Origin of the sequence: Cellulophaga baltica 18, assembly GCF_000468615.2 — a bacterium.
In the GTDB taxonomy this organism is placed as follows: Bacteria; Bacteroidota; Bacteroidia; order Flavobacteriales; family Flavobacteriaceae; genus Cellulophaga; species Cellulophaga baltica.
On record NZ_CP009976.1, the window covers coordinates 181,001 to 194,532 of the forward strand.

Annotated in this window: 12 protein-coding genes; 2 read left to right on the top strand and 10 right to left on the bottom strand. The window is 35.0% G+C overall.

All coding sequences use genetic code 11. From position 1 onward, the window contains the following. Positions 1–9: 9 nt before the first annotated feature. The 4 genes from M666_RS00620 to M666_RS19860 all read right to left on the bottom strand — a co-directional run bounded on the left by M666_RS00620 (position 10) and on the right by M666_RS19860 (position 3,954). Entirely contained in the window at positions 10–1,257 is a 1,248-nt protein-coding gene (locus M666_RS00620) for a hypothetical protein (RefSeq protein WP_029445392.1), read from the bottom strand. 107 nt (positions 1,258–1,364) lie between these two features. Then, entirely contained in the window at positions 1,365–1,784 is a 420-nt protein-coding gene (locus M666_RS00625; RefSeq protein ID WP_025614075.1) for a transposase-like zinc-binding domain-containing protein, read from the bottom strand. Between the two features lie 251 nt (positions 1,785–2,035). Further along, positions 2,036–2,884: an endo alpha-1,4 polygalactosaminidase gene (locus M666_RS00630; protein WP_029445391.1), complete on the bottom strand. Its 849-nt coding sequence runs from the start codon at positions 2,882–2,884 to the stop codon at positions 2,036–2,038. Positions 2,885–2,895: 11 nt separating this feature from the next. Further along, on the bottom strand, positions 2,896–3,954 hold the full coding sequence (locus tag M666_RS19860; RefSeq protein ID WP_052206635.1) for a YbjQ family protein: 1,059 nt from the start codon (positions 3,952–3,954) through the stop codon (positions 2,896–2,898). Between the two features lie 315 nt (positions 3,955–4,269). Between M666_RS19860 and M666_RS00640 the strand changes: the two genes are divergently transcribed. Further along, positions 4,270–4,491 carry a hypothetical protein gene (locus M666_RS00640; protein WP_029445389.1) on the top strand — a complete coding sequence of 74 codons (222 nt, stop codon included), beginning with the start codon at positions 4,270–4,272 and terminating at the stop codon, positions 4,489–4,491. Between the two features lie 64 nt (positions 4,492–4,555). Here the strand turns inward: M666_RS00640 and M666_RS00645 are convergent, their stop codons facing one another. The 4 genes from M666_RS00645 to M666_RS00660 all read right to left on the bottom strand — a co-directional run bounded on the left by M666_RS00645 (position 4,556) and on the right by M666_RS00660 (position 10,915). Next, positions 4,556–6,007: a TolC family protein gene (locus M666_RS00645; protein ID WP_039324888.1), complete on the bottom strand. Its 1,452-nt coding sequence runs from the start codon at positions 6,005–6,007 to the stop codon at positions 4,556–4,558. Beyond that, complete coding sequence (locus M666_RS00650) at positions 5,997–9,242, bottom strand: efflux RND transporter permease subunit (protein WP_029445387.1); 3,246 nt, start codon at positions 9,240–9,242, stop codon at positions 5,997–5,999. The genes M666_RS00645 and M666_RS00650 overlap by 11 nt, the downstream gene beginning before the upstream one ends. 24 nt (positions 9,243–9,266) lie before the next feature. After that, positions 9,267–10,349 carry an efflux RND transporter periplasmic adaptor subunit gene (locus M666_RS00655; protein WP_029445386.1) on the bottom strand — a complete coding sequence of 361 codons (1,083 nt, stop codon included), beginning with the start codon at positions 10,347–10,349 and terminating at the stop codon, positions 9,267–9,269. A gap of 152 nt (positions 10,350–10,501) precedes the next feature. Beyond that, on the bottom strand, positions 10,502–10,915 hold the full coding sequence (locus M666_RS00660) for a hypothetical protein (RefSeq protein WP_029445385.1): 414 nt from the start codon (positions 10,913–10,915) through the stop codon (positions 10,502–10,504). Positions 10,916–11,269: 354 nt separating this feature from the next. On the opposite strand from M666_RS00660, the gene M666_RS00665 reads away from it, so the two are divergent. Continuing rightward, on the top strand, positions 11,270–12,574 hold the full coding sequence (locus M666_RS00665; RefSeq protein ID WP_029445384.1) for a dipeptidase: 1,305 nt from the start codon (positions 11,270–11,272) through the stop codon (positions 12,572–12,574). Between the two features lie 16 nt (positions 12,575–12,590). Here M666_RS00665 and M666_RS00670 read toward each other — a convergent pair whose 3' ends face one another. After that, positions 12,591–13,013, bottom strand: coding sequence for a response regulator (locus M666_RS00670; RefSeq protein ID WP_024479417.1), 423 nt, complete (start codon positions 13,011–13,013; stop codon positions 12,591–12,593). A 67-nt stretch (positions 13,014–13,080) separates the two neighbouring features. Next, positions 13,081–13,530, bottom strand: a complete 450-nt coding sequence (locus M666_RS00675) for a GNAT family N-acetyltransferase (protein WP_029445383.1) — start codon at positions 13,528–13,530, stop codon at positions 13,081–13,083. Positions 13,531–13,532 lie beyond the last annotated feature (2 nt).

A 13,532-nucleotide genomic window follows, 5' to 3' on the forward strand; every position in this document is an offset into this window, starting at 1 on the left:
TTTTTATTTTTATAGGTAAATCATCGCTTGAAGCGATATAATATTAGAATCTACTGCGCCAAAACTTTGATTTTGATATTCTAAAGTTAATTTTGAGTTGTGACCACTCATAAAAGCATTTACTCCAATACCAAAGGTATTTCGGTTGTCCTCTACAGCATCATAACTATGGGTGCCATAGCTTAAATAAGGTTGGTACCTTGTCTTTGTAATGTCTCCTTTGAAAACGTAACCTACGTGCCCGTAAAGCATATTCCCTGTGCCATAGGCACTGAATAAATAATCTTTTCCGTAATCACTAGATTGAAACATTGCATAAGCAGTTACCGCACTACCATCTTCGCCAATTGGCGCATCATAGAAAGCATCTGCCGCAAAAATTGAGACATCCTCTCCTACTAAATTAGGAGCGGCTATAGTACCATTGTCTATAACAGATCCCTTCGGATGTAGAAAGAAGCCCGCTCCTATATTGAACACTTTTTTACTTCCCACATACGTTCCTACTTTATAGGGCAAGAAGTTAGATTCTTGATCCAAAAAATGATAATCGAAGTATCCGGCATAGGCTTTACCAGCATCTTTAGACCCCAAAGTAGCACGCCCGTTATAAACCGCAGAACTATTTACCGCCGCAGTTCGTGAATCTAGAGAAGAGGCCGAAGCATCATTGATTGCCACCCGGTATTGCAACCGATCAAAATTTCCTTTGGCAAAAAATCCTAAATGACGTGCAAACTGATCCGATAACCCAATAGTTGCCCAAGCTTGACGATGGTTATCCATCGTCATCATGTTTAAAGTGCTCTGATTATTTAATCTTGAAATACCATTAAAATAGTGCAAGCCTCCACCTAGCGTTAGATTATCGCCTATAGTATATTGTGCCCAAACTCCGTGAAAAAATAGTTGAGAACCATCTCCTTTTCCTGTAGGACTTAGGGTAGTGCTTGTTAAACTATTGAGTCCAAAATGCGTTAAGATTAAAAAATCTTTATTGATTTGTGCAAACATTAATACACGTGCTCGTCGTAGATTGAAGTTTAGACGACTATTCTCATTACCATTGGCATCAAAAGTATCCTCCGTATTATAATTTGCTTGTACTTGTGCCCAGGAAATAACTCGCATATATTTTGAGCCATCCTCATTAAATTTAAATTTAAGACCTCCGGTATAATCAGGAGAGCCTTGGGCATTTATAATCTGAAAGGAGGCGAGAAATACCCCTATCCATATTAGTGTTTGTTTTCCCATTGTTACGTTGATTAATAAGTGAATAATTGGTTTTGTGTGCACCACTAATCTCCTAAAAACAATTTGTTAACAAAAAACTAATATATTATTTTGTTAAATAGCTATACTTAATCCTTAAAACGCTCCCATTTTATAAGCATAAATTTATCTCCTAACTCTGTTACTACGACTCCTGCCCCCTTAATATTTTCAGCATTTAGAAAGTACTTACCTAGCTCTATTGCATTTAATATTTTATAGGTAGGGTGGTAGCTAGAATTGTAAGGACGTTTAATATTATACTTCTTGACCCAGTTCATAATACTAACATGAGACACCCCAAGAATACGTTCTATCTCCCGATATGACAATCCCTCTAAATACAGCTGAAGCGACTTGTTTATGTAATAATCATCTATCTTCTTTCCTATCTTATTTACAGAAAAGAAATAACTACATTGTTTACACTTATACCGCTGCCTATTATTGACAATTCCGCTTTTAATCTTATGGTCTGACCCACAATTAGGACATAGTTCAATTTTCATATATACCAAATTAGCATAAATATATTAATTTAGCACTATTAATTTTGAGACTCATATGTTATTTACCAGCATACAACTCCCTAATTAACATGTATTTATGTGCTAATCACTAGAAATCATACGAACTTTATCTGTAGTAACTTATAGTAAAACTGACGTAAATGGTGATAGATCTAGCCATAATAGCCTATAAAAAATCCCAGCAAACTTAAATTTACTGGGATTTTTTTATAGGAGTACCATAGGCTCACCTACTCATTATAATGAACATACTTTTTTAATATGGCATCCTCACAAATAAAGGAAAGGTTATCATTATAAATGCCCTTATATTCAGAATACACTTCTCCACAAGATTTCTCATTGTAATGATTAATAATCACCAATTTTCCCGCATCCAAAAAGCTTTGTGCTCCAGATTGATCCCACCAATTTTTTTCATCGGTATAAGATTCATACAGGACACCATCAAAATCGGTAGCATCTTCTACCCTGTTTTTCGCCATACATTTCATTCCTTTTGAATGCACATAAGCACATAACTCTTGATAATAAGCAATGGCTTCACTTTTTGATGCTGTTATTTTATAAGTGGCTCTAGCTTCATCATCAAAAGCCCAATCCATATTATCAAACTCTACCCAATCAAATCCCCAAGCAGCAATCTTATCTATTCTCGCCTTCATTACTTCTAGTACTCCAGTTGTAGTTTCTTTTACAAAGAACTCATCGGGCCATTCTCCCCAAGGAGTGGCTACTAAGTAAGGTTTTATTTGCTCATAGTCATCTCTATAAGTTTCACCCGTGCCAATACTGATATAAGCGCCTACTTGGTTACCGTTTGCCTGTATTGCTGCTACATGATCAGTTACCGCTTCTTGAAAAGGATCTAATAAAACGTATCCATTTTTGGCATTGTTTAAAATAGTACTCATCTTATCTGCTTCAAAGTTCTCTTGATACGCCTGATTGTAAATGGGAATAGCACTACTTACTAGCGGAGTGCCCGTGTCATCCGCAGGATCAGCAGATCTAGTGTTTTCTTCGCCGCTGCAGGAAAAAATTGATAATAAGAGACTTATAATTAAAAAATATTTCATTGTAATACCATTTATTGAGCAAAGTTTTTCTGTAAAATAGCTAATTTATAAATTAAGCTTTCTTTAATTTCCTTTAGATTAATTGTAGCATCTTTTAACCCATGAATATCTGTTTTGCAGGCTCTACAGGTTTCTCTTTCCAAATTATTTTCAGTTCCGCATTCACATTTCCAAACATCAATTTCTTTATCTGAAAACGATTCTTTAGATATCATAAAGCTAGCTGTAACAGGAAATTTCTCCTCGAGCACCAAAATAGTTTCTTCCATCAATTTTAGATCAGATGTATAATAGGCCTTCTTATGCATTCCTGCAATGGAAGCGCCCAAAATATTTAAATACCGCTTCTTGCTCGTCAGTAGTTTTAGATTTTTAGTATAATCTACCATATGCAATTCTTGTATCACTTCTAAAACGTACTCCAAATCTCTATCTTCATTGCGTTCTAAGAAATCAAAAATCTGGGTAATCGTGTCTTCTCTTTCAAGCGTATCAAAAAATAACTTAATATTTTCTTTAACATCAAACTGACTTAAGTTATTGGTGAGCTTGGTCAAAAGAAAAGGAATTAATTCTGACACTTGATTTTCTATAATTTGATTCCACTTGTTTTCAGTTAAAATCAATTCGTCATTCTCTGCACTTTCCAAGAGTCGCGCTTTTAAGGATAATTGCTCAAAAGCTTCTAAATTTATGGAAGTTGAATTCTTTATGACATTCTTAGCCTTTCCGGCAACTCTTACCGCTGTACCCATAGCAGTAACCATCAACATTGATTTTCCTTGCGCAGAAATCTCATCATTGTCAATACTGAGACCAATAACGTAATTGGCATTTAAATAATGGGCACGTCTTTTAAGTTCTATAATAGCTTCTTCATTAATCTTTTCTAATGATTTGCTATACGTATTAGACTTACCTCCAATAACATCCCGAAATCCTGTTAGTAAATCTTCAAAGAAATTCATCCCAATAACGATAGTTACAGAAATAGGTTCCAGGTATTCTACTATTTCAACATTCTGCAGAGAAGAAGTTGTTGTTACTTTTATATGCTTAAAATTTTCCATTTTTTACAACTGTAGTGTTTAATTTAACCTAATAGGTATCCTATAAAATTATCCCCTAATCGAAATAATTTAATTGCCTTAGTACAACGCAAAAATGAGGATATATATTCTACCATGAAAACAAACATACATTGTAACTTATAAATAAACGTCAAAAGATTATTTCAACCACACCTCTAAAAGTAGTTAAACAAAGCTATAAAAGCGATTTGAGTTTTATTTTTTAGCATTTGAGTTCATTTAAAAAATAATCTATTATTAGTTTTATAGCTATAAAAACACGTCAGTTGCATCCAAAATAAAACGAAATAAGTTATGGAATTATTTAACTACTATTATAGCTTAATTAATAAGCATACCGGAGAAGTAATACTATCAAATAGCACTAACATTAATCATTTGAAGCCTTATGTATCTGATGCACTATTTGAATATCTAGAAACAGAATCTATAACTGGAAGGTTAAATGCTTCACGATTAGCAGATGATGATATAGTGTGTGTCATCAAAAAAACAGTTGGATCAAAAGCTTCCTAAAACATAAAGCCTGTAAATTTCTTTACAGGCTTTTTCATGGTACTAAAGTAGTGCCTATGATTTCTTAATTCCAACCACCACCTAGTGCTTTGTACATCATGGTTTGTGCAATCAGTTGATCTTTTTTAGTTTCAATAAGCTCAATAGTAGCCTCTAACGCATCACGCTGTGTTAATAGTACCTCCATATAATCTGCTCTAGCGGACTGAAATAAACGTATGGAAATATCAATAGACTCTGTTAACGCATCTACCTGCCCTACTTTTAAATCAAAACTTTTCTTTAAGTTATCTATATTAGAAAGTTCATTTGAAACTTCTATATAGGCATTTAAGATCGCTTTTTCATATTCAAAAACTGCTTGTATCTGCTTGTCATTAGCATTTTTATATGCTGCCTTAATCGCATTTCTATTAATTAAAGGCCCTACCACATCACCCACGACAGAATACAAAAGAGATTCTGGAGTTGTATTTAAATACTTCGGTTTAAAAGCCTCTAAACCTACACTTGCTGTTATATCAAATGAAGGATAGAAATTAGCTTTTGCTACGCTTATATTTAATTTAGCCGCCTCTAATTCTAATTCTGCTTGGCGAACATCGGTACGATTTAAAAGTAATTGAGAAGGTACACCTGCATACATAGCATCAACAGATGTCGTGATAAAATCTCCAGAACTACGAGCTACCGTTTGCGGCGATCTACCCATCAGAAAATTAATCTTATTTTCTATCTCTACGATCTCTTGCTTTAGTTCAAATCTATGGCTTCTATTTTTTAAAACTTCTGCCTCGAACTTTTTGACCGCCAACTCCGTGGCTCTTGCTGCTTGCTTTTGAAGCTTAACCATAGTAAGCGCATGTTCCTGAAGCTCTAAATTCTGATCAATTATGGCCAACTGACTATCAACGGCGAGTAACTCATAATAAGAATTAGCTATTTCTGAAACCAAACTCGTCACCATAAAATTCTTACCTTCTACAGTAGATAAATACTCAAACACAGCAGATTTTTTAGCATTGCGCAACTTCTTCCATACATCAATTTCCCAAGAAGCTTTTAGACCAAAAGCATAGTTGGTCAACGGTTCTGGAAACTCCTCCCCCTCTCTAATATCAAGGTTTTTTTCGACAGCGCCATTACGCGTGTACTCCCCTACTTTTTCAACCTCAGCGCCACCAAAATAATTGACAAAAGGCAAATACTCCCCTTTTCGCGCTTTTATTTCATTTTTAGACATATCTACGCGTTGAAGCATGATATTTAACTCTTGATTATGCACCAATGCTGTGTCTATTAAAGAAATTAGATAAGGGTCTGAAAAAAATTCGCGCCATTTCATCTTAGCGGTATTTACAGTATCTATAGGTTGATTTGCATACTGTTCTGGAACGCTGGTATCCTCTTCTTTTAGCGTTCTCGTTGGTACACAAGCATAGACACTTACCAGTGCTAAAAGGCCTACTAACGAGGACCCTCTATAGCCTATGAGCTTGCTTATATTAAATTTCATCATCATTCTTTTTGGTTAATTTTTTCAATAGTTTTTTAATCTCTCGGAGTGATGTTCTTGTTTTGCCCTCTACTTCTGTCTCTCTTATAAATTCTTCTGAAACAGGTTCTGTGGCCTCACCTTTAATTAAGCTTCTACCATCGGCCATCGTACCAAAAATATAATACAGGCCTGGAATAAGTAAGACGCCAAAAATAGTTCCGATAAGCATACCCCCCATGGCAGAACCACCAATAGTTCTATTCCCAATAGCTCCTGCACCACTGGCAATTACAAGAGGAATTAATCCTGCAATAAAGGCAAAAGAAGTCATTAAAATAGGTCTAAATCTAGATCTAGAACCTTCAATAGCAGCTTCTAAAACAGTGGCACCTTGCCTACGCTTCTGAACGGCAAATTCTATAATCAATACAGCATTTTTACCGAGGAGTCCCACCAACATTATTACTCCAATCTGTGCATAAACATCATTTGCTAATCCCATTACTTTTAATAGAGCGAATGAACCAAACACCCCTACTGGTAGTGATAAAATAACCGCAAATGGCAATAAGAAACTCTCATACTGCGCCGCAAGAACAAAGTACACGAAGATTAAAACGATAGCAAAAATGTAAATAGACTCACTTCCTCTGTTTGCCTCATCATAAGAAAGTCCTTCCCAAGCAATATCATACCCTCTAGGAAGTGTTTCCTTAGCCACTTCTTTTATTGCGGTAATAGCATCTCCGGTTGTAAATCCGGCGGCAGGAAGTCCGTTTATAGAAGCAGAGTTATACAAGTTATATCTTGTAATCTCATTGGGCCCTAACTTTTTCTCCAAGGTCATAAAGGCAGAATAAGGCACCATTTCACCCTCTTCGTTTTTAACAAATAGCTTTTCTAAGTCTGTTGGTAAGGCTCTGTATTCCGGAGCTGATTGCGTATAGACTTTAAAGAACCTGCCAAAACGGATGAATCCTTGCTCATAGGTACTCCCAATTAAAATATTTAGGTTTTCCATAGCAGCACCAATAGAAACTCCCTTTTGCATCGCTATTTTATTATTAATTTTTATCTCATATTGAGGATAATTAGCAGAATAAAATGTAAATAAACCCGACAATTCTTTACGTGCTCCTAAAGCCGCCATAAAGTCGTTATTTATTTTTTCAAATGCATGGTAATCTGTGGAGTTGGTTTTATCTAACAAACGCATAGAGAACCCTCCTGATGAACCAAAACCTGGTACTGCTGGTGGCTCAAAATATTCAATCACCGCCCCTAAATCTTTAGTCTCTTCTTCTAAAAGCTCCATAATTTCATGTACAGAATGGCTACGTTCTGACCATGGCTTAAGGTTAATTAAACAAGTACCGGCATTTGAACCTCTACCTTCTGTCATAATTTCATACCCAGCCAGTGAAGAAACTGATTCTACTCCATCCATTTCTTCACAAATTTTCTGTAATTTTCTGGCAACATCATTGGTACGTTCCAAAGTTGCTCCTGGAGGCGTTTGAATAATTGCATAGATCATCCCTTGATCTTCATTTGGAATAAACCCTGCTGGCAATACGTTACTTGTTAAAAATATACCCGCACAGAAGGCAATTAAAATTCCGAACGTCACCAATCTTCTTGCTACAATCTTATTTAAAACAGCGACATAAGTACCTGTTAATCTCTCAAAACCTTTGTTAAACCAGGCGATAAATTTATCTATCGGTGATTTTCGTTTTGGCTTGCCGTGGTTATTTTTTAACAATACCGCACACAATACAGGCGTTAACGTAAGTGCTACAATAGCCGATATTATAATAGATCCGGCCATGGTAATTGAAAACTGACGGTAGAAAACCCCAACTGGTCCTGACATAAAGGAAATGGGAATAAAAACCGAAACCATCACCAAGGTTATCGCTATAATTGCCCCTCCTATTTCTCCTAATACAGCATAGGATGCATTGTAGGGAGATAAATTCTCCTCTTCCATTTTTACATGGACGGCTTCTACAACCACAATGGCATTATCTACCACAATACCAATAGCTAGTACCAATGCAAATAAAGTAATTAGGTTAATAGAGAGTCCAAAAAGTTGCATTACAAAGAAGGCGCCAATTAAAGAAACAGGCACAGCAATAATCGGAATCAATGTAGACCGCCAATCACCCAAAAACAAGAATACTACAATAGCTACTAATATAAATGCATCTCTAAGCGTATGTAATACCTGCTCAATAGAAGCGTCTAAGAAATTAGAAACATCATAACTAATTTTGTAATCTACCCCAGGAGGCAATTCTGCTTTTAGCGCTACTAATTTGTTTTTCACCTCATCAATAACGTCTTTACCATTACTGCCTAATGTCTGTTTTAAAATAATGGATGCAGACGGATGGCCATCTAAGTTAGAATAGATATCAAAAAACTCACTTCCCAACTCTACATCGGCAACATCTTTTAGCGTTAAAAGTTCACCTTCTTCATTTGCGCGTATGATAATGTCTTCATATTGCTCTGGCTCCGAATACCTACCTTCATACGTCAATACATACTCTAGCGCTTGTGAGGTTTTCCCTGAACTACCCCCTAGTCTTCCTGGTCTTGCAATAATACTTTGATCTTGCATAGCCTCCATTACTTCCTCTGCAGAAACATTATAAGCACGCATACGGTCTGGTTTTAACCAAACACGCATGGCATATTTACGGCTTCCTAATATTTGAGCACTCGCTATTCCATCAATACGTTGTATTTCTGGAATAATTTTAGTGTAGGCATAGTTATACAAGAAGAGCTCATCATCATCTTCTTGCGTACTAAATAAATTTACATACATTAACATACTTGGCTGAATAGGCGTTATAACCACCCCTTCTCTTTGTACCAATTCTGGTAATAATGGCATCACTTGATCTACCCTAGTTTTAACCATTACTACGGCTTGGTTAGGATCTGTGCCTGGTTCAAAAATTATACGTAAAGTACCTTCTCCAGCACTCGTAGCATCAGATGCAATGTACCGCATTCCCTGAACACCATTGATTGCTGTTTCTAAAGGAATAAGAGTAGAATTTACCAAAACATCTGCACTCGCTCCTGGATAGGCAATAAAAATATTAACGGTTGTGGGTGCAATTTGCGGAAATTGAGATATAGGCAATTGTTTTATAGCCAGTAATCCCGTAAATACAATGATTACCGATATGACTATAGCCAGCACCGGTCTTTTTAAAAATTTACTAAACATTTTTTTGTGAGATTTAGGTTAAAATTACTCTGCGTAAAGCGCTAAGTTTGCTATGACCGAATTTGGTTCTACAAGCTCAATGGCTACTTTCTGTTGGTCTTTTACCATACGAATCCCATCCAATATAATCTTGTCATTTTCAGACAAACCTTTATCGACAACAAATAAGTGTTGCATTTCTGCAGCTACATGAATTAGCCGTTGCCTAACAATATTATCCTTGTCTACGACAAAAACATATTTTTTATCTAGAACTTCAAAGGTTGATTTTTGAGGAATAATTAGTACATCTTTAAAAGGAACTTTCATAAGAATACTCCCTGTCTCTCCATGTCTTAATATCCCATCAGGGTTATCAAAAGTTGCTCTAAATGCAATATTCCCAGTTTGATTATTAAAATCTGCTTCAATAGTCTCTACAATTCCTTCTTGGTTAAATACTTTATTATTAGCCATCAAAAGAGAAACAGCTTTCTTTGCCCCTTTATCCTTGCTCATGATATAATCTAGGTATTCTGATTCTGGGACATTAAAATACACCCACATTTTACTATTATCAGAAAGTGTAGTTAGGAGCTCTCCTTCATCTAACAAACTACCTTCACGGACATGCAAATGATTCATAATTCCTTCAAACGGAGCCTTTATTGATGTAAACCCTAGATGCGTTTTTGCTAGTGACACTTCTGCATTAGCTTTATCAAAATTAGCTTTAGCCATAGAGAGTTCATTTTCTGATACTACCTTACCATCTGCTAATAACTGTGTGTTTTTCAATTCAATTTCTGCAACTTTTGCTTCTGCAGCTGCTTTTTCTAAATCTGCCTGATACACATTAGGCATAATTTGGAACATTGCCTGTCCCTTTTTTACTGTCTGCCCTTCATCAACCGAAATATTTTTGAGGTATCCTCTTTCCAAAGCACGAACTTCTATATGCCTAATAGAATGAATTTGACTAACATAATCTTTAGTTATTGAGGTGTCTTTTTTAATAGGACTGGTAACAAGAAACTTAGCTTCTTCATGTTTTTCCTCTTTCTTTGTTCCGCAGCTTGTAAGCATTAAGAATACAAGCAAGCCAATAAACATAGGAGTTTTACTCATAGTTTTACTAGTTTAAAATAATTGATTTTTTTAAGTTTGAAATAGCGGCAAGCCTAAATTCTATTTGGATTAGAACTCACCTGTTTTGTTGTAAATAATTTAAAAAGAAATACAAAGTAGCACATGGAAGATGTTGGCTACCAATGAATGTATCAGATACGATACACCTGAAAACGTACGTAAAGTTTAAAACAAACTGCAACACATTTAGCTTCAAAAGAACGTATGTTTTTTTGAAGTTTGTAAGAAAGCTGTTCTACACTATCATGATTAAAATAGTGTACAGAAAAAGCAAGGTTACTAAATTTTTCTTGAGAAGAAACGCGCTCTTCATTCTCCTCTTCAACATCTGAGATTTCCGCAAAATGTCTTTTATGCGTATTAAAATCTTGCGCTTCTACAAACTGAGGAATTGACGGATCGTCATTTAAATAGTTTCCGTAACGTTCTAAAGAATTAAAATTTTGAAATATAAAGGAGTCTCCAACATTGGAGTTACTGGCATTGCATCCGTTGGTAAGTAGAATGCAAATTAGAAGTAAAAATTGCCCGAATGCCTTTTTCATCAAGGGACCAAAATTATACTATGAAACCGTAGTGGACAAACATATGGTTGTTAAAAATAGTTAAATTCCCTATTCTAAATACGTATTATTATTTCACTAAAAATAAGCGGTATTTACTGCTAATAGTGGCCATTTATAGTCCTAAAATAGAACTAAGTACAATTATTTAAACTTTCATTTAAATAACAATTCGCAATAACTACCCCCTTAAAATAGGTTTACTATAATGTGTCATCACTATTATTACAAACCCTTAATTTCAAGTCCACATTTTCTTATACTTTTTAGTATACCATTAAAAAAGCTTAAGTTTAGTACTGAGAACTAATTAATCTATCAAAACTTTAAACCAAAATGAAAAAAAGACTAACTCCCTACCTTCATATGCTACTAAGCTTACTATTTTTTTCTTGCCAAGAGAAACCAAAAGAGGTTAAAGAAGTAGCTGAAGAAACTATAGAACAAAAGGCACAACGTATTCACCAGAATGTAATTACTATAGACACTCACAATGATATTAATGTAGCACATTTTACAGATAGCATAAATTACACACAACGTTTAGACACTCAAATAAATCTTCCTAAGATGGTAGAAGGTGGTTTAGATGTTTCTTGGTTAATTGTTTACACAGGACAAGATTCTTTAACTCCTGCAGGCTATAAAAAAGCAGAAATTAATGCCTTAGAAAAATTTGATGCCATACATCTTTTATGCGAAAAAATCGCTCCAGAGAAAATTGAATTAGCTCTTACATCTGATGAGGTCCGAAGAATTCATAAAGCAGGAAAAAAAGTAGCAATGATTGGGGTGGAAAATGCCTACCCTATTGGAGAAAACCTTTCTAATTTCAAAAAATATTATGACTTAGGAGCTCGTTACATCTCCTTATCACATAATGGCCATAGTCAGTTTTCTGATTCTAATACAGGCGAAAATGATAGTATTTGGCTTCATAATGGGTTAAGTGATTTAGGCAAACAAGGAATTGTAGAAATGAATAAGCTCGGGGTTATGATTGATATTTCTCATCCATCCAAAGAAGCTATGAAGCAAATGATTGCTTTATCTAAAGCACCTATCATCGCCTCCCATTCCTCTGCGCGAAAGCTTTGTAATCACAGTAGAAATTTAGATGATGAACAACTTCTTTTATTAAAAGAAAACGGTGGTGTTATACAAACGGTAGCTTTTAGTTCTTATCTAAATACTGAAAAGCATGAGGCCAGAGCTGCTTACCTGAAAGGTATTTATACTAAAATAGCCGATTCTCTTGGCCTTAAACTTTATGAGCGTTCCGAAATAGGAGCCCTTAGTGCTGATGAAAAGAAAGCTTTTTTTGCTGATTATACTAAAGTGAAAAAAATTGGAAAAGAACTAGTGGCGACAGATACAAACGCCCCTCCTGCCGTAAATGTATCTGATTTTATTGACCATGTAGATTACCTAGTAAAATTGATAGGTATTGATCATGTAGGCTTAAGTTCTGATTTTGACGGTGGTGGCGGAATTGAAGGTTGGGATGATGCCGCTGAAACCTATAATGTAACTTTAGAATTGGTAAAAAGGGGGTATTCTGAGGAAGATATTGCTAAACTTTGGGGAGGCAACTTACTTCGTGTTTTAGATAAAGTACAAGCAGTTGCTAAAACTCTATAAAAAGAGTAGGTGGAACTTAAGCTGTTCTACCTATTCTTTCATTCTCTATCTCCTTTAAAAGATGTTCGAATTTTATATCGGTAAGGGGTTTACTTATAAAGTCTTTTACAATACTATATTCTTTTGATTTTTCTATATCTCCAGAAAAAATAGAGGAACTTAAAATATACACTCTTGTTTTACTTTCTATATCTGGAATTTTACAGAATTCATCTAAAAAATCCCAACCATCCATAATGGGCATATTTAAATCTAAAAATATTACTTCTGGAAGTTCTTGATTAGACTTTAGCAATGCCTCCAAATCATCTAAGGCTTCTTGGCCATTCTCAAAAACCGTAATTGTAGAGCAAAATTTACCATTGCTATTTAAAATAACTTTTGTCCCGTATACAAATATTGGATCATCATCAATAATACAAACAGTGTCGATTTTCATAGCATTCAGAATCAAAGACGAACAACAAATGTAAGATAAATCCTATAACAACAAAAGAACTTCAGCTTTAATTTGATTTTAGCAACCATTCTTTTTCACCATTGCCCTCTTTTTCCAAAAATAAATGAAAACCATTTTTCTCATAAAATTGTTTTAGGCCTTCTTCTTCAATGGTTAACCAAAAAGAATTGCTCGGATACTCCTGCCGTATCTTTTGCAACCATAGAGAGCCTAAATTCTCTCCTCTTCTAGCCTCTATAACCCATAAATATCCAATATAATAACTATTTGACGCTAATAGCTCTTCTGCTACTTCTTTAAACAATTGCATATCTACAGTCATTTCTTTGAAAATAATTCCTCCTGCCAGAATAGCGCCCTCTTCCTTTAGAACAACAATTTCTGAAGTTCCGGATAATTTACTCCAAACTACTTTTAGAGCATCTTGCCAATCTAAGGGTAGCATATCAATAAAAGTACCTGGAAGACCTACATATTTAGAAAAATCTAAGGCCATAC

Bases quoted from the DNA above. Each gene is read 5' to 3' on its own strand.
- M666_RS00620 (WP_029445392.1), bottom strand. From the start codon at position 1,257: ATGGGAAAACAAACACTAATATGGATAGGGGTATTTCTCGCCTCCTTT.
- M666_RS00625 (WP_025614075.1), bottom strand. From the start codon at position 1,784: ATGAAAATTGAACTATGTCCTAATTGTGGGTCAGACCATAAGATTAAA.
- M666_RS00630 (WP_029445391.1), bottom strand. From the start codon at position 2,884: ATGAAATATTTTTTAATTATAAGTCTCTTATTATCAATTTTTTCCTGC.
- M666_RS19860 (WP_052206635.1), bottom strand. From the start codon at position 3,954: ATGGAAAATTTTAAGCATATAAAAGTAACAACAACTTCTTCTCTGCAG.
- M666_RS00640 (WP_029445389.1), top strand. From the start codon at position 4,270: ATGGAATTATTTAACTACTATTATAGCTTAATTAATAAGCATACCGGA.
- M666_RS00645 (WP_039324888.1), bottom strand. From the start codon at position 6,007: ATGAAATTTAATATAAGCAAGCTCATAGGCTATAGAGGGTCCTCGTTA.
- M666_RS00650 (WP_029445387.1), bottom strand. From the start codon at position 9,242: ATGTTTAGTAAATTTTTAAAAAGACCGGTGCTGGCTATAGTCATATCG.
- M666_RS00655 (WP_029445386.1), bottom strand. From the start codon at position 10,349: ATGAGTAAAACTCCTATGTTTATTGGCTTGCTTGTATTCTTAATGCTT.
- M666_RS00660 (WP_029445385.1), bottom strand. From the start codon at position 10,915: ATGAAAAAGGCATTCGGGCAATTTTTACTTCTAATTTGCATTCTACTT.
- M666_RS00665 (WP_029445384.1), top strand. From the start codon at position 11,270: ATGAAAAAAAGACTAACTCCCTACCTTCATATGCTACTAAGCTTACTA.
- M666_RS00670 (WP_024479417.1), bottom strand. From the start codon at position 13,013: ATGAAAATCGACACTGTTTGTATTATTGATGATGATCCAATATTTGTA.
- M666_RS00675 (WP_029445383.1), bottom strand. From the start codon at position 13,530: ATGGCCTTAGATTTTTCTAAATATGTAGGTCTTCCAGGTACTTTTATT.